The following is a 15311-nucleotide window of genomic DNA, read 5'->3' as shown; positions in this document are numbered from 1 at the left end:
CTCATTCCAACCGGGTACCTGGTCCCACCCCATACCCCCGCGCCCAGTCGGAGGCGGGCATGGGGCGTTTGCCCTCAGGCTGCACCTCCACAAGCCGGATGAGCCCCTCCCCGGTGCCCACCAAGACCCCTTCCCCCTCCACCCTTTGCACCACCCCAGGCTCCCCCACACCGGGCTCGGGGCGCATCCTTAGGACCTTCACCCGCTTGCCCCCGTGGAAGAAGTAGCTCCCCGGCCAGGGCTGCACCCCCCGGTGGCGGTTGTAGATGGCCTGGGCGCTTTCGGTGAAGCGGATACGCCCCTCCTCCTTGGTGAGGAGGGGGGCGTAGGAGGTCTCCCCCTCCTGGGGGGTGGGGGTGAGGTGGGGAAGGTTCTCCAGCACCCAAAGGAGAAGCTCAATGCCCTTGTCCCTAAGCCGCTCCGAAAGGGCCACCGCGTCCTCGTCGGGGCCGATCGCCGTGCGGTAGACGGCATAAAGGGGCCCGGTGTCCAGCCCTTCCTCCGTCTTCATGATGGCTACCCCGGTTTCCTTCTCCCCCCGGATCAGGGCCCAGGGCACGGGGGCTGGGCCGCGGTATTTGGGAAGAAGGGAAGGATGCAGGTTCAAGAAGCCAAAAGGGGGCACCTCGAGAAGCTCCTTGGGAAGGATCTTGCCGTAAGCGGCGGTGACCGCCCCCTCCGGGGCCACGGCCTTAAAGGCTTCCAGAAACTCCCGATTCCCCTTGAGGCGTTCGGGCTTCAAAAGGGGAAGCCCGTGGGCCAAGGCGTACTCCGCCACCGGACTGGGAGCGGGCTTCAGGCCCCGGCCCTTGGGCTTATCCGGCTGGGTAACCACCAGGACCACCTGGTGGTGGCGGTTTAGGGCATCCAAAACCGGCACCGCCCAGGCGGGCGTGCCGAAGAAGGCCACCCTCATCCCTGGGAAAGCTCCTTCAAAAGCGCCCTGGCCTCCTTTTGCATCCGGGCCAGCTCCGCCCGGTTTTCCTCCAGGAAGGCTTCTCGCTTGGCCTTGGGCAGGCGTTCGAAGAAGAGGATGCCGTCTAGGTGGTCAATCTCGTGCTGGAAGACCCTGGCCATATACCCCTCCAGCTCCAGGGTTCGGGGCCTTCCCTCCTCGTCCTGGTATTCCACGCGGATGCGCTCCGCCCGGGGTACCTCCTCGGCGTAGAGGCCGGGGAGGGAGAGGCAGCCTTCCAGCCCCTCCACCTCCCCCTCCCGGTGGGTGATCACCGGGTTGGCCACCACGTAAATCCGGCGCGCTAGGTCGCGGAGAGGCCTCTCCTCCCCCTCGGGCTCGTCGGCGTACTCCACCGCCACAAAGAAGCGCTGGGAAAGCCCAATCTGGGGTGCGGCCAGGCCCACTCCCCGGGCCTCAAACATGGTCTCCAGCATGTCCTCGGCAAGCTTCCTGAGGCCCCCAAAGTCCTGCACAGGCCGCGCCCGCTTGCGGAGCACCGGGTCCCCGTAAAGGCGTATGGGGTAGATCATCCCACCTATTCTAGCGCAAGCCGCACCTTACCCAAAACCTCCCCCAGGACCCTCACCCCCGGAGGCAGGTTAAGGACCAAAGGGGCCGAAACCTCTCCCGGGCGGAAGCTTCCTTCCAGCCTCGCCTCCACCCGGGTTAAGCCGTCCAAAGCCTCCTTGGGCCCCACCACCTCCACGGCCCTGGGGGCATAGTCCACCACCCTTAAGCCCGCCGGGGGCTTCAGGATCAGGGGGACCTGCTTGCGGAAAAGGGGGGCTTCCCGGGACACCACCTGCACCTGGGCGGGAAGAAGCTCCACCCCGGGAAGGGGCCCCTGGGGGCCAAAGGCGGTGAGGGCCACCGTATCCCCCCCAAGGTCCAGGCCCAAGGCCACCACCGCCTCCTCTACCCGGCTTCTCGGCCCCTTGGCCTCCACAAAGGCGGGCTGGGTTTCCACCCACGCCCCCTGGGAAAGGACCTCCACCGGCAGGGTGCGGGTGAGGAGGGCCTCCACCCGGCCCTCCACCCGGGCGGGGCGGATCTCCAAAACCTCCACCCCCTGGGGCACGGCCACCCGCACCTCCCGGGAAAAGGCCCCCTCAGCCCCGGAGAGGTCCAGGTAGGCGGACACGGGAAGCCTGGCCCCCTCCACCAGAGGAGCCGGCCCCCTTAAGCGCAGCATGACCTCCTTGGGCACCCCCTCCGCGGTGCGCTCCCCCCCCAGGCCCACCACCTGCAGGGGCACGCTCACCGCCCGCTCCACCACCGGAGCCCTTTCCTTTAAGGAGTACCAGACGGCAAAGGCCGCCAAAAGGGCGATGAGGAAACTCCCCCAGTCACGCACGGAGCACCTCCTTGAGCTTTTCCCGCAGGGCCTCGAGGCTCATGGGGGGGGAAAGCCTCCCCCCCTCCGCCAGCCTTATGGCCCCCGTTTCCTCACTCACCACGATCACCAGGGCATCGGAAACCTCGGAAAGCCCCAGGGCCGCCCGGTGCCGGGTGCCCAGGCCCATGCGGGCCTCGGAAAGGGGAAAGACGCACCCCGCGGCGAAAAGCCGGTCCCCCCTCAGAATGGCCCCGCCATCGTGCAAGGGCGTGCCGGGGTAGAACACCGTCTGGAGTAGCCGGGCGGAAAGCCGGGCCTCGAGGATCTCCCCCGTGGCCGCATACTCCCCCAGGGGGGTGCGCCGTTCCAGGGCCAGGATGGCCCCGTAGCGCCGTTCGGAAAGCCGGGCCAGGCCCAAAAGGAGCTCCTCCAGGGCCAAGGAAGGGGCCCTGGGCCCCTGCGCCCGACCGAGGCGCTCCAAAAGCCCCCTGAGTTCGGGCTGGAAGACCACGATCAGGGCAAAGGCCCCCAGGGTGGCGGCGTTCCCCAAAAGCCAGGATAGGGTGGAAAGCCCGAGGAGGCTAGCCAGAAACCAAACCGCCAGGTAAACCAAGACCCCCCGCACCAGGTTCAGGGCCCGGGTTCCCGCCATGAGGCGCCAGAGGTAATAAAAGAGGACGCCGACGAGAAGGATATCCAGGAGGTCGCGCCAGGTGAGGGGCATGGCCTATACCAAACTCTTTCCAGGGCCCTCCCAGGTAAGGCCAAAAAGCGTAGCCCAGGTGGCCCCCAGATCCGCGAAGCTCTCCCGAGTACCCAGGTCCCCCCTCACCCCCGGGCCCACCCAGAGGAGCATCCCGTACTCCCGGGTGTGGTCGGTGCCGAAGAAGGTGGGGTCGTTGCCGTGGTCGGAGACCAGAAAAAGGTGATCCTCCGGGCCCAGGGCCTCCATAAGCCTGGGAAGGAAATCGTCCACCTCCTTAAGGGCCCGGGCGTACCCCTCCGGGTTCCTCCGGTGCCCGTACCTGGCGTCAAAGTCCACCAGGTTGGCGAAGAGGAGGCCAGAAAAAGGCTCCTGCATGAGGGCCAGGGTCTTTTCCAGACCGTCGCGGTTGTCCTTGGTCTTCACCTCCCGGGTGAAGCCCCGCCCTGCGTAGATGTCGGGGATCTTCCCCACCCCCACCACCTCGAGGCCCCCTTCCTTCAGGAGGTCCAGAACGTTCCTGGGAGGCTCTAAGGCGAAGTCCTTCCGCAAATCCTCCCGCCGGTAGAAGTTCCCGGGTTCCCCGGCGAAGGGCCGGGCGATGACCCGGGCCACCTGGTGCTCCCCCTTAAGCATCCCCCGGGCCACCTGGCACCACCGGTAAAGTTCCTCTAAAGGCACCACCTCCAGGTGGGCCGCCACCTGGAAGACGCTGTCCGCGGAGGTATAGACGATGGGGAAACCCGTTTTCAGATGGGCTTCGCCGTAGTCCCGTATGGCCTCGGTGCCGGAGTAGGGCCGGTTCAAAAGCCATCCCCCCACCCCGATGGCCTCGGCCCAGGCCCTTAAAAGCTCCTCGGGAAAGCCCTCGGGGTAGGTGCGGAAGGGCTTTTCCAGGTACACCCCCACGAACTCCCAGTGCCCGGTGGTGGTGTCCTTGCCGGGGTTCACCTCCCGCATGCGGCCAAAGGCCCCTCGGGGCTCAAGCCGGGGAAGGGTGTGGACCCCGGGAACCCATCCCAGGCCCAAGGCGGCCAGGTGGGGAAGCTCCACCCCGGTCTTCAGCACCGTGTGGTCCAAGGTGTCCGCCCCCTCGTCGCCAAAGAGGGGGGCATCCGGCAGATACCCTAGGCCCACCGAGTCCAGGACGATGGCTGTCACCTTCATTAAGACCGCAAGCCCCCTTCTTCTTCCTCCTCTTCCTCGGCTAGGGCCATGAGCTCCTCCGGGGTCATCTCGGAAAGGGCCCGGACCGCCTGGAACTCCTCCACCAGGCCCTGGATCTCCTCCATGGCCTCCTCCAGGGAGAGCTCCCCGTCTTGGTACTCGTCCAAGACCTCCTCTATGGCCTCGAGGATCCCCACCGCCGCGCTGGCCTGGGAAAGGGCCTGGGCCAGCTCCGAAAGCCTCTCTGCCAGCTCCATGCCCCCATGCTACCCCAAAAGCTCCGCAAGCCGGGAAAGGGCCCGGCCGTACTTCTTGGCGAAGGCCCCGTGGCGGTAGGTCTCGGGAAACACCTCCTTGAGGGGTACCCCGGAGGCCCGGAGGTCCAGACCCAGGTTGTACACCTGGTCCACGAAGTGCACGAAGCGGAGGGCGTCGTTCTGGTCGGGGATGGCCTCGAGGCCCAAGAGGTAGACCGCCCGCACCCCCTCCAACAGGTAGCGGTAGCGGATGGGGTGCAGGGCGCGCAGGTGGGCCAAAAGCTCGGGAAAGGCGTCCAGGGTTTTGGGCCTGGGATCTTCCCGGTAGAGGGCCAGGAGGGCCTCCTCGGAGAGGGGCTCGGGGTAGCGCCCGGGGTCGCGGTGGCGAAAGTCCTCCCCCTCGAGGCGCTCCACGGCGAAGCGCCGGGCGAGGCTTTGGATCTGGTGCTTGAATTGCTCGGCGTTAAACCGCCCTTCCCCCAAGGCCCCGGGCGGGGTGTTGGAGGTGGTGGCCACCCTGAGGCCCCGGTCCATGGTGAGGGCCAGGAAGTGGGCGATCATCTGGGCGTTGCCGGGGTCGTCCAGCTCAAACTCGTCCAGGAAAAGGTAGCGCAAGGCGGCGAAGCGCCTGGCCCCTTCCCTTAGCCCCATGAGGCCCAGGGTGTAGGTGAGCTCCTCAAAGGTGAGGAAGGCCTTAGGACCCGGGGCCTCAAAGTAGGCGGCCACCAGGAGGTGGGTTTTCCCCACACCAAAGCCCCCGTCCAGGTAGATCCCTTGGGGGCCAGGAAGCCGGGGCCGGAGAAAGCCCCGGGGGCGGTCCTTGATCCATCGTCGGAGGCGCTCCTTGGCCAGGGTCTGAGAAGGATAGCGGGGATCGGGCCGATAGGTGGCGAAGGTGGCGGATTGGAAGCGGGGTGGGGGCACAAAGCCTTGCAGAAGCCTTTCCAAATCCACCTCGGGGTGGCGGTCCACCAGGCGCATGGAGCCCATTGTAGAGGGGCTAGCGCACCACCTCCACCCTAACCCCCACGGCAAGCCCCTCCCAGGTGGCGTCGGCGGTAAGGGCCGGCAGGTTCAGGTGCTGGGCCAAGGCCAAGCAGGCCCTGTCCCCCAGGGAAAGCCCCAAGGAGCGGGTGAGGGGGCGGAGGCGGGCGGCTTCCAGGGCGTCCTCCTCGGTGAAGGGGAAGACGCGAAGGACCTGGCCCAAGATACCCCTACCCTGAAGAAAGCCCAAAAGCTGGGCGGGATCCTGCCCCCAGTCCGCCAGCTCAGAGCCCACCTCAGCCAGGTTTACCGCGCTGATGGCGGCGCCTTGCAAAAGGGCTTCCTTGACCTCCTCCCCTCCCGGCTCTCCCTTCAGGTAGGCCAAAAGAGCCGAGGCATCCAGCACCGCCCTCATGCCAGCTCCTCCCGTCTAGCCTCCTCGCGGCGCTCCCGAATCAGTTCCTCCACCAAGCTCACCCCCGGGGCCACATTCCGAAAAAGGCCATACACCTCCTCTACCGCCTTCCTCAGGGGCTCCACGCGCACCGTGCCTTCAGGCTCCACGGTGGAAAGAAGGCGCTCTCCCTCCCTCAGCCCCAAGGCCTCGCGAACCTCCGCCGGGAGTACCACTCGGCCTTTAGAGCCCACTTGCACCACATAGTGGGCCTTTTTCTTTGCTCCCACCATATCCCTATGGTGCCACCCAAGAGCACATGGTACCATGGAGGGGTATGGTGCGGCTTTACGGCATCCCCGGCTGCGGTCCTTGCGAGATCGTGAAGATGTTCCTGGCGCAAAAGGCAGTGCCCTTTGAGTTCGTCAACGCCCGGCAGGACCCGGAAGCAGCCAGGAAGATCAGCGAGCTGGTGGGAAGCCCCACCGCCGGGGTGGTCCTGGAGTGGAACGGCAGGGTAGAGGCCATCCGCGGGGTATCCCCGGCCACCCTCAACGCCTGGCTCGCCCGGTACCAGGAGGCCTCCCCCGAGAGGGTGGGGTAAGCCACCCTGGCCCGGGGAGAGGAAAGGGGCTGGTACCCGCTCCCCCAAGGCCCTTTTCCGGACAGCCCCTCCATCCCGGGGCCTCCAGCCTCAGGGTATAATCCCCCCATGCTCACCCTGGACCTTTCCGGCAAAAAAGCCCTCATCATAGGCGTCACCAACCAGCGGAGCCTGGGCTACGCCATCGCCGAGAAGCTCCACCAGGCGGGGGCGGAGCTGGCCTTCAGCTACCAAGGGGAAAGGCTTAAGGACGAGGTGGAAAAACTGGCCGCTCCCCTTAAGGCCCTCACCTTCCAGGCGGACGTGACCCGGGACGAGGAGCTGGACGCCCTCTTCGTTGGGGTGAAGGAAGCCTGGGGGGAGCTGGACTACCTGGTCCACGCCATCGCCTTCGCCCCAAGGGAGGCCATGGAGGGGCGCTACCTGGACACGAGGCGGGGGGACTGGCTTCTGGCCCTCGAGGTCTCCGCCTACTCCCTGGTGGCCGTGGCCCAGCGGGCAGAACCCCTCCTAAGGGAAGGTGGAAGCCTCGTCACCCTCACCTACTACGCCAGCGAGAAGGTGGTGCCCAAGTACAACGTGATGGCCATCGCCAAGGCGGCCCTCGAGGCCAGCGTCCGCTATCTGGCCTATGAGCTTGGCCCCAAGGGGATTAGGGTGAACGCCATCTCCGCAGGGCCCGTGCGCACCGTGGCCGCCAGGAGCATCCCGGGCTTTATGAAGATGTACGACCGGGTAGCCCAGGTAGCCCCCCTAAAGCGCAACATCACCCAGGAGGAGGTGGGAAACCTGGGGCTATACCTCCTTTCGCCCCTGGCCAGCGGCATCACCGGCGAGGTGATCTACGTGGACGCCGGGTACCACATCATGGGGATGGAGCTGGAATAGGTTGAAGCCCAACCCAGGTTATACTCTTGGTGTGATGCGTAAACCTCTGCTTGGCCTATTGATCTTCGCGGGATTGGCCCTCGGCCAGGAACCTCTGGACCCCCCCGCATCCCCTTGGGCCCAGGAGGCGGTGGAACTTTTGGTGGCTAAGGGCGTCTTTATCGGCTACCCCGACGGCACCTTCCGCTGGCGGGAACCCTTGACCCGGCAGGAAGCCGCCTTGGCCCTCTACCGCCTCCTGGCTGCCTACGGCCTGGACCGGCTTTCCCCAGAGGAGGTGGATAAGCTCCTCTCCGCGGTAAAGCGCCTCCAGGAAGAACTTGCTGACCAAGGCCAGCAAATGGCCGGTCTTGAGGAAGAGGCCAAAGCGTTGGCGGAGCGCCTGAAGAGCCTGGAGGGGCAACCCCAGGCAGATACCCGCCCCCTGGAAGAGGCCTTGAGGCGGGTGGAGGAACGCCTTAAGGCCTTGGAGGAGGCCCAGAAGGGCCTCGAGGCCGCCCGGGGGGCTTTGGAAGCCCGGGCCCTGGAGGAGGAACTCAAAAAAGTCCAGGAGCGCATCAAGGACTTAGAGGACAAGTTTAGGGCCCTGGAGGGACGGTCACAAACCACGCCCAGGGACCTCGAGGCCCTAAAGGGGGAGCAGGAAGCCCTCAAAACAACCCAAAAGGCCCTGGAAGACCGCATGGCCGCCCTGGAACAAGCCCGCGCCGCCCAAGAGGAAGCCTTGAAGAGGCTGGAAGAGAGCCTAAAGGGGCTTCCCGAGGCCCGAAAGCTGGCGGAGGAAGCCCAGGCCCGTCTCCAGACCCTGGAGCCCAGGGTAAAGGCCCTGGAGGAGGGCCTCGAGGGGCAGAAGGGCCGCCTCCAATCCCTAGAGGAGCGTCTAAGGGCTTTAGAGGCCCGCCAAACCCAAGACGAGGCCCGCCTGAAGGCCCTGGAGGAGGAGGTGGCCTCCTTAAAGCGCACCCTGACTCCCTCCCGCCAACCCCTGTACGTGGGCCTGGCCATCTACCGGGGGGACGTCACCGGGGAATGGTTCGGCCGGCTCCTCCTGGGCCACGACGCCCTCCTGGGCCCCCTGGGCCTGCGCCTGGCCTACGAGGCCCCCTTCGCCCAGCCCAGCCAAGGTCTGGCCAGCCTGGACCTCACCTTCCGAACCTCCTTTGGGGACCTGGACGGCTACTTCGGGGTGGGGGGCGGCCTCTACTTGGAGGGAACCCCCTTTGGCCAGCTCCTCATCGGGGCTGGGGCGCGGGTGGTGCCCAACTTGAGCCTCTTCCTGGAAGGGCACCAGCGTTACCTCTTTGACGGCCAGATGGGCCAGCGCTCCACCCTGGCCTTCGGCCTGGCCGCCCGTTTCTGATCGAAGATATAGGGAACTAAACCCGAGGAGGCCCCCAGGGCCTCCTCGGGTTTAGGGCTCACAGGAGGTGACCCTCCCCCAGGAAAAAACCACATCCGGCAGTCCCTGGCTCAGGTCCTCGGCAAAGGCCCAACCCCCGTACCGGAAACGAAGGGCAAAACCTTGGGTGAAGGGCCCCGCGTCCCGCAAGGGACCCCAAAACCCCTGCACCTCGAGGCCCAACCCCGGCACCCCAACCCCCTCCAGCCGCAAGAGGGCCGAAGCCGCCGGGCCGTAGGGGAAGGGCGCCAGGCCGGGCTGGTCCCCCAGGGGCCAGACCACACCCCCCAGCACCTCCCCTCCCTCCCAGCGCCAACCCGCCCCCAACTGGACACGGAAACCCCCAGAGCCCAGGAAGCGCTGGGGGGAACCCAGAGGCAGAGCCAGCCCCCCAAAGAGCCGCCCCTCCCCCAGGTAGAGGTCCAGGCGCAAGTAAGGGTCCCGAGGGCCCCAGGTGGCCCCCTCCCAGCGGTGTTCTTCCTCTCCCCTGCGGGCGAAGAGGAGCACCTGCCCCTGGACCTTGTTTCTGGGAAGCCCCAGGGCCGCGTGGAGCGGGTCCAGGAGGTAATCCAGAAACCCCCCATAGTAGAGGGAAAAGGGCCAGCCCAGGCTGGCCTCCAAAGGCCCCTGGCGGTAGCTGAGCCCCAGCTCGGCCCGCAGCTCCTCCAGGTCAAACCCCACCTCCCCCCACGGCCCCGAGGCGTAGGTGAGGTGGTTGGCCAGGGCCAGCCCCCAGCGCACCCCGCACCCCTCGGGCCCGGGGGCGCGGCCTAGGGGCGGGAAAAAGCTCCCGTGAAGGGGGGCAAAAACCTCCTGCGCGAGGGCACCTCCCCAAAGGAGAAGGCTAGCGAAAACCCTCCAGAGGAACCCCAAAGGCATAGACGCAGTCCGCCTCACTTTCGTTCATGAAAACCAGGGTGAGCTCCCCCCTGGGCTCCACCCCCCGCAGGTCTAGGTAAAAAACCAGGGTGCCCGCGTAGCCCCCTTCCCTCCGTTCCCAGTCGTCCAGGTAGGTGAGCCGATAAGCCCGCCGGGGAACGTTCCCCACCAGGGCCCCCAGGGTGTAGGCCTCCCGTAGCTCCAAGCGGGGCAGGCCCTCCACCCTCAGGTACACCCTGAGGTGCCCATCCGGTAGGAAGCGCTTGGCCTCGAGGAGGACCTCCGCAGCCCGCACCCGCCGGAACTCGTTCCTGGCCCTCTCGGCCAGGATCTCCACCACCTCCAGCTGCCCCCCCACCCGCACCGCCACCGGGCGGCTCCCCTTGGGGGGCAAGGGGCACCCCTCCCCCCGGAAAACCCTGAGGGCGGGCTCCCCCTCCCAGGCCACCGCCACCCGGGGCAGGCGGCTGTACACCCCCTCCACCACCGCCTCCGCCTCCTGCAGGGTGGGAGCCGGGGACCAGGCAAGGGCCAAGGCCGCAAGGACCAGGGCGCCGAGCGCCAGAAAACCTTTCCTTACCACGCGTACCTCCTAACGGATGAAGACCAGCTGACAGGTGGGGGGCGCCTCCCTAAGCCTCCGGGCATCCTCCTCCCCCACCACCACCAGCTCCCGGAAGGGGTTCCCCTCCCCCCGGGAGCGGGTCTGAAGGGCCTGCGCCCGGTAGACCCGGGCGTACCCCTCCTCCCGGAACTCCCCAGGGCGGAAGAAGAGGGCGATGCCGCTCCGGTCCACCACCTCCGAGGGCACCCCCCGCACCCGCCCTGGGTCGGGCCAAACCTGCCGTCCCCCAGGGTCTAGGATAGCCGGGGAGGGCCCCTGGGCGTAGGGGAGCCCCCTAAGCTCCACCACCACCGCGCACCTGCCCCCCTCGCCCCCGGTGCCCCCGCCCCGGCCCGGGGCCAGCCCCTCGAGCCCCACCCCCTCCCGGGCCCCTTCCCCGGCGCGCCCCCCTGGGACCGGGGCCAGGGCCTCACCCCCCGCCCGTCCCTTTGGGGCCTCCCCTCCCTGGGGGGAACCCCCGCTCCCCGCCGAGGCCAAAGTGGACCCGCCCGGTTGGGAGGGGGCCCCCTGCCCCGCCGGGGCCAGCCCTTCCTTCCCCAAAGGAGCCCCGGTGGGAGGAGGGACCTCCTCCAATACCCCTTGCGCCCTTTCCCCGAGGGGAGGGGGTAGAAGGGCTTCCTGGGAAACCCCCTCCTCCCCCACCCCCTGGGGGGCGGAGCGGGATAGGTTCTCCCCCCCTCCCCCCGCTCCTTCCCCTGACGAAGGAGGGGCAAGCCCCTCTCGAGGGGCCCCCAAGGGGGGCCCGGAAGAGGAACCCCCGCCCAAAGCCTCCCTCTGGAAAGAGGGGGTAGGCGTTCCCCTACGGGGGATGGGCCTTGCTCCGGGGGCCGCCCCTCGAACCCCGGGGCTTTCCCCTGGGCCTTGGGCTACGGACACGGGAGAGGCTCCACGGGCGGAGGGTACGGGCCGGGCCACCTCCCGTGGAGGAGAACGGGCCGGGGAATTGGACGGGGGCACAGAGGGTTTGGGCACGGGCGTAAGGCCCTCCGCCGCCCGCGTGGGGGGGATAAGGTCCACCGTGTAGAGGACAGGCGGGACCTGGGGGATGGGGGGGAGCAGGAGGAGGGCCAGGAAGCCCGAGAGGTGTAGGAGGAGGGAAAGGAGGAAGGCCCTCCGCCTAGCGCCGGACCGCCACCTGGATCCGCTCAGCCCCTGCACGGCGCACCGCCTCCATCACCGCCACCACCCGCCCGTGGGCCACCTGTGCGTCCGCCTCCAGGCGCACGGGTTGCCCCGCCAGACCCAGGGCCTTCAGGGCCGCCTCCAGGGCGGGGAGGTCCCTCACCGGCTTGCCGTTCAGGGCCAACCGCCCCTCCCGGTCCAGCTCCACCCGCACCGCCCCGCCACCGGGAAACCCCTCCCCTCGGGGGAGCTCTACCCGCAGGGCCCGCTCCTGGGCCACCCCCCCGGAGAGGGCCTCGGGGAAGCGGGCCAGCATGAGGCCGAAAAGGGCCAGGAGGAGGAAGAGGTCGATGAGGGGAACGAGGTTCAAAGGCCTCACCGCCTACCCCCAAGGAAAACCCGCCCCCCGTAGGCCACCACCGCCACCAGGAGGCCCATCCCGGTGTTCACCAAGGCCTCGGCGATGCCCTTGGCCAGGCCCTCGGGACTCCCTTCCCCCCCGAGGGCCAGGAAAGCCTGGATCATGCCCCAGGTGGTGCCCAGAAGCCCCACCAAGGGGGCCAGCTGGGCCAGGCCCTCCAGGCGGTCCAAAACCCCCGCCTCCACCCGCCCCTCCCGCTTCAGGAGAAACGAGGCGTAGAGGATAAGGTACCCCACGTAGACCGAAAGAGCGGCTAGAACCCAAAATAAGGGTCCGGCCACCGCCAAGACCTCGCCCCAGTCCATGGCCCCATTATAGGGATAGGGACCCGCCACACGAAAGCGGCCACCCCGGTCGGGGTGGCCGCTCTGAGCCCTACGCCCTACTGCGGGTTCTGCACGTTGGTGGTGTCCTGCACAAAGAGGGTTACCAGGTTGAGGGGATTCGTGGTCTCGGCGTAGGCCTCAAAGGTGCTCCGACCCTGGGCGATGGCCTTGGCCCGCACCACGATCACCAGGCTCTCGCCAGGCTGCAGCGCAGGGAAGCCCGTTGTGCTCTGGATCCGAGCCTGCGTGGGAGTGGTTGCCGTAAGGATGAAGTTGAGCTCCTGGGAGTAGGTGCCCGTTCCCTGACCGCGGTACACGGCGAACCCACCCTGGGCGTTCAGCTCCACACTGGCACCGCTGGTGCGGTACACCCGGAAGTCGATGTCGTTCAAGGGGACGCTACCCTGGTTGGTCAGCAGGTAGATGTAGTAGAAGGTATCGCCCACCCGCACCGGCTGCTGGATGGTATCCACCTGGCCAAACGGACCAACCCCGCCATTGCCGTCAACAATGACGGAAGGCGGCAAAGACCCACTCAGGGCGAACTCGCCCAGGTTGGTGATGGCTAGGTCCGCATCCCGCACCGCAGCGCAAGCCTGGAGGTAGTTGCCCACGGTGTCGGGGTTGCCCAGTTCCGCCGTGTAGGGGGGCACAGGCCGCGGGTCCCGTCCCTCCACGGGCTCAAGCTGGTCGTTCTTCTCAGGACCCCAGATGTACCGGTACTGGTTCAGGTTCCAGGCGTAGAGGCGGGCGCAGTTAGTGAGCCAGTTGGGATCACCCTGCCCCTGGTTGAGCCCACCGGACACCCTGAAGTCCAGAATGGCCTGCCAGGTGGCGCCAAGGGCCAGGTTGCCCACATCAAAGGTGACGGTCTTGAAGTTGGCGTCAGGGGTTCCGGGCCCGGTGTTGGAGGAGGAGTTGACGAAGTCCAGGAAGCGGCCGAAGAGGTCCCGCACCCTGACGTTGTAAGCGGTGAGGGCGTTCTGGTAGTCCGCAGGGAAGCTGGCCTTCAAGGCCGCGTATTCTGGATCAGAGGCAGCCCGGTCCACATTGCGGGCGGTGACCGTAAAGCGCGCAGTATCGCCCACAGCATACACCGGGCTCACCGCCCGCTTTACGAGGCTCAGGAAGGGACGGACCACCCAGATGTCCAGGCTGGCGCTCTGACGCGCAAAGTTGCCCGGCCCCTGGGGCGCCTCGCTCACCACCTCCACGATGTTGGTGATCCGGTAAGGATCCGCATAGAGCGTGTTGGGAGGATTGATGGGAGGCCGGTTGCCGAAGCCGCCCGTCGGGTTATTGGGGTCGTACTGGCCGTTGCTAAGACCGTCGGATTGCCCGTCAGGGTTGCCGTTTGGACGTTGATTGCCCCCGCTGTTGTCGTTCCAAGCGTACCCGGGCTTGTGACGGGCGTAGAGGCGGACCTTGACCGTAACGCTGCCACCCACCGGGATGCTTTGCAAAGCAGGGGTGGTGGTCCAACTCCAGGTCACCTGGTGCAGGCTGGGATCGTAGGTACCCCCATCGGACGCCCCGGCAAAGCCGAGCTCCGCGGGGAGCATGTCCGTGATGACGGCGTTCCGTGCGGGAACGTTACCGGTGTTTGTGACGATGATGGTGTACTCGTACACCGCTCCTGCGGGAACCGAGGCCCCCGACTTAGGCAAGGTGACGTCGGTAGGGCTGTAGCCAGTCCCCGACCAGCCGATCACCCGGGGGCCCGACTTGGCGATCTGGACGCCCGTGCCACCCCAGGTCTTGGTGAAAGCGTAGGACTTCAGGGGGAACTCGTACGTTAGGCCGCCATACATGGCGACAGCCACCCACGTGGCGATGACGTCCACGCTGAAGGGCAGGTCACCGGGTTGGATGCCCTCCTGCGGAGACTTGGGCCGCAGGGTGACGCCAGAGCCGTCCGCGTCCACGCAAGTTCTACCGTTATCCGCGATCTGCTCGCAGCTATTCACCCCCAGGCTGAGGTCAGTGCGCACCCAGCTCACCTTAGAGGTGTCGTTGATGGTATAGACCATGTAGCCTATGCCCTGAGAAAAGGGGGTAAACGGCCCAGCATCTGGCTGCTTGCGGCGCAAGAAGCTGTTGAAGGTGTGGTCGTTCAACCGCGGCCGGTCAAAGCTGTAGTTGTTGACAATCTGGCCCAAGTTGGAGCCCGCCCGCATACCGGCGCGCCGAGGGCTACCGTCGTCGTAGATGAGGTGGCTGACGTTGTAGAAGAAGAACTTGGCCTCGCTCAGCTGGCCGTTGGAGGAAACCACCAACTTCACGGGGTTTTCTACGTTGTAGAGAATGTTCTGAATAAGCCCGCTGAAGACCGAGGTGGCGAAGATCGTAAAGCAGACCTCCCCATTGGCCCCGGTAACCCCCACAGGACGGGAGCTCTGGGGGCTAAGCCCGCAGCCGGTGAAGATGTTCACCCCATTCAGAGCCCCTGTGTCCAGACCCGCCTCCACCTGAGCTCCAGGAACGGGGTTACCCTGGGCATCCAGGGCGCGGACGGTCACCCGGATGGCCTCCTCCGTCTGGGCGGCGTACAGGTTGACCACCTTGTTGGTGTTCCGCTCGCGTTGGACCGGTAGCGGCCCAGAGGCATCGGTAACAGAAACGATCTCCAACCTCCTCACCCTAGAGGTGGCGTCCTGATTGCCGCCACCCGTTCCGCCGGACGGGTTAAGCCGCAGGGTTACCTGGGCAGTCTGGCCCGCCTGAACGTTGGCGGAGGAGGAGGCCGCCTGGTAGCCGCTAGCGCTGGCATTTACAGTGTAGCTCCCCGCGGGCAGGCCTGAGAAGGTCGCCCTACCCTGGGCGTCCGTTACACCGGTGGTGCTCTGGGGTCCAGCCACGCCTACCAGCGCCCCAGGTATTGGGTTGTTGTTGGAGGCGTCCAAGACGGTAACGCTTAGGTTACCCGTCTGCGGAGCGGGCGGCGGCTGCTGCCCGCAGCTGGCGAGGAAAAGCGCCAGCGCCCCCAAGAGGGAGAAGCCAAAAGTCTTAAGCCCGTTTCCCTTCATATCCTTGCACCTCCTAGCTTTATCTGCTCCCAAAGGGTTTCCTCCGTTGCCCCCTTGGGCCCGACGCCAGGCAAGGATACCCCGTTTTTGTGGGAAGTCCCATCGCCTAGCATCCGGTGCTAATCTTACGCACAACTCCCTCTCATGTCAAGCCATGTAAGAGGCTGTCGTAAAAGTCTCCCACCTCACCTTACGCGGCCCTCGCCAGCCGCTTCACCAGCA

18 protein-coding genes and 1 pseudogene are annotated in these 15311 nt (G+C 66.8%); 3 read left to right on the top strand and 16 right to left on the bottom strand.

Annotated features, from left to right (window positions below):
* Window position 1 precedes the first annotated feature (1 nt).
* The 9 genes from fmt to C2847_RS10635 are packed head-to-tail and all read right to left on the bottom strand — an operon-like array spanning window position 2 to window position 6092.
* The gene (gene fmt, locus C2847_RS10675) at window positions 2–916 is read right to left on the bottom strand and encodes a methionyl-tRNA formyltransferase (protein ID WP_105318335.1); all 915 of its coding nucleotides are present in this window, start codon (window positions 914–916) and stop codon (window positions 2–4) included.
* The gene (gene def / locus C2847_RS10670) at window positions 913–1488 is read right to left on the bottom strand and encodes a peptide deformylase (RefSeq protein WP_105318334.1); all 576 of its coding nucleotides are present in this window, start codon (window positions 1486–1488) and stop codon (window positions 913–915) included. The genes fmt and def overlap by 4 nt, the downstream gene beginning before the upstream one ends.
* 5 nt (window positions 1489–1493) lie before the next feature.
* Window positions 1494–2312: a CdaR family protein gene (locus tag C2847_RS10665; RefSeq protein ID WP_105318333.1), complete on the bottom strand. Its 819-nt coding sequence runs from the start codon at window positions 2310–2312 to the stop codon at window positions 1494–1496.
* On the bottom strand, window positions 2305–3018 hold the full coding sequence (gene cdaA, locus C2847_RS10660; RefSeq protein WP_105318332.1) for a diadenylate cyclase CdaA: 714 nt from the start codon (window positions 3016–3018) through the stop codon (window positions 2305–2307). Before cdaA ends, C2847_RS10665 begins: the two co-directional genes overlap by 8 nt.
* 3 nt (window positions 3019–3021) lie before the next feature.
* Window positions 3022–4164, bottom strand: coding sequence for a phosphopentomutase (locus C2847_RS10655; RefSeq protein WP_105318331.1), 1143 nt, complete (start codon window positions 4162–4164; stop codon window positions 3022–3024).
* On the bottom strand, window positions 4164–4421 hold the full coding sequence (locus tag C2847_RS10650) for a hypothetical protein (RefSeq protein WP_019550405.1): 258 nt from the start codon (window positions 4419–4421) through the stop codon (window positions 4164–4166). Before C2847_RS10650 ends, C2847_RS10655 begins: the two co-directional genes overlap by 1 nt.
* A 9-nt stretch (window positions 4422–4430) precedes the next feature.
* The gene (zapE, locus tag C2847_RS10645) at window positions 4431–5402 is read right to left on the bottom strand and encodes a cell division protein ZapE (RefSeq protein ID WP_105318353.1); all 972 of its coding nucleotides are present in this window, start codon (window positions 5400–5402) and stop codon (window positions 4431–4433) included.
* Between the two features lie 19 nt (window positions 5403–5421).
* Complete coding sequence (locus C2847_RS10640) at window positions 5422–5820, bottom strand: type II toxin-antitoxin system VapC family toxin (RefSeq protein ID WP_105318330.1); 399 nt, start codon at window positions 5818–5820, stop codon at window positions 5422–5424.
* Window positions 5817–6092 (bottom strand): AbrB/MazE/SpoVT family DNA-binding domain-containing protein, encoded by a 276-nt coding sequence (locus tag C2847_RS10635; RefSeq protein WP_105318329.1) that lies wholly within the window; start codon window positions 6090–6092, stop codon window positions 5817–5819. The genes C2847_RS10640 and C2847_RS10635 overlap by 4 nt, the downstream gene beginning before the upstream one ends.
* 44 nt (window positions 6093–6136) lie before the next feature.
* Between C2847_RS10635 and C2847_RS10630 the strand changes: the two genes are divergently transcribed.
* The 3 genes from C2847_RS10630 to C2847_RS12890 all read left to right on the top strand — a co-directional run bounded on the left by C2847_RS10630 (window position 6137) and on the right by C2847_RS12890 (window position 8651).
* Window positions 6137–6403: a glutaredoxin family protein gene (locus C2847_RS10630; protein WP_105318328.1), complete on the top strand. Its 267-nt coding sequence runs from the start codon at window positions 6137–6139 to the stop codon at window positions 6401–6403.
* A gap of 108 nt (window positions 6404–6511) precedes the next feature.
* Window positions 6512–7291: an enoyl-ACP reductase FabI gene (locus tag C2847_RS10625; protein WP_105318327.1), complete on the top strand. Its 780-nt coding sequence runs from the start codon at window positions 6512–6514 to the stop codon at window positions 7289–7291.
* Window positions 7292–7325: 34 nt separating this feature from the next.
* Window positions 7326–8651 carry an S-layer homology domain-containing protein gene (locus C2847_RS12890; RefSeq protein ID WP_105318326.1) on the top strand — a complete coding sequence of 442 codons (1326 nt, stop codon included), beginning with the start codon at window positions 7326–7328 and terminating at the stop codon, window positions 8649–8651.
* A 51-nt stretch (window positions 8652–8702) separates the two neighbouring features.
* On the opposite strand, the gene C2847_RS12885 is transcribed toward C2847_RS12890, so the two are convergent.
* The 7 genes and pseudogenes from C2847_RS12885 to C2847_RS13070 form a co-directional block, all read right to left on the bottom strand.
* A complete protein-coding gene (locus C2847_RS12885; protein WP_279627891.1) occupies window positions 8703–9431 on the bottom strand; it encodes a hypothetical protein in 729 nt (242 codons plus the stop codon).
* Window positions 9432–9534: 103 nt separating this feature from the next.
* On the bottom strand, window positions 9535–10152 hold the full coding sequence (locus tag C2847_RS12195; protein ID WP_244187448.1) for a hypothetical protein: 618 nt from the start codon (window positions 10150–10152) through the stop codon (window positions 9535–9537).
* Window positions 10153–10161: 9 nt separating this feature from the next.
* Window positions 10162–10551 (bottom strand): hypothetical protein, encoded by a 390-nt coding sequence (locus C2847_RS12190; protein WP_128415168.1) that lies wholly within the window; start codon window positions 10549–10551, stop codon window positions 10162–10164.
* Between the two features lie 760 nt (window positions 10552–11311).
* Window positions 11312–11695 (bottom strand): ExbD/TolR family protein, encoded by a 384-nt coding sequence (locus C2847_RS10600; protein ID WP_105318323.1) that lies wholly within the window; start codon window positions 11693–11695, stop codon window positions 11312–11314.
* Entirely contained in the window at window positions 11692–12042 is a 351-nt protein-coding gene (locus tag C2847_RS10595; protein ID WP_105318322.1) for a MotA/TolQ/ExbB proton channel family protein, read from the bottom strand. The genes C2847_RS10600 and C2847_RS10595 overlap by 4 nt, the downstream gene beginning before the upstream one ends.
* 77 nt (window positions 12043–12119) lie before the next feature.
* Entirely contained in the window at window positions 12120–14693 is a 2574-nt protein-coding gene (locus tag C2847_RS10590; RefSeq protein WP_244187446.1) for a hypothetical protein, read from the bottom strand.
* A 63-nt stretch (window positions 14694–14756) separates the two neighbouring features.
* Window positions 14757–15089: pseudogene (locus C2847_RS13070) on the bottom strand (carboxypeptidase regulatory-like domain-containing protein); the annotation flags it as partial.
* Window positions 15090–15311: the final 222 nt, after the last annotated feature.

Origin of the sequence: Thermus tenuipuniceus (assembly GCF_002964845.1) — a bacterium.
Classification (GTDB): domain Bacteria; phylum Deinococcota; class Deinococci; order Deinococcales; family Thermaceae; genus Thermus; species Thermus tenuipuniceus.
This window is presented reverse-complemented; position numbering and strand designations above follow the sequence as displayed.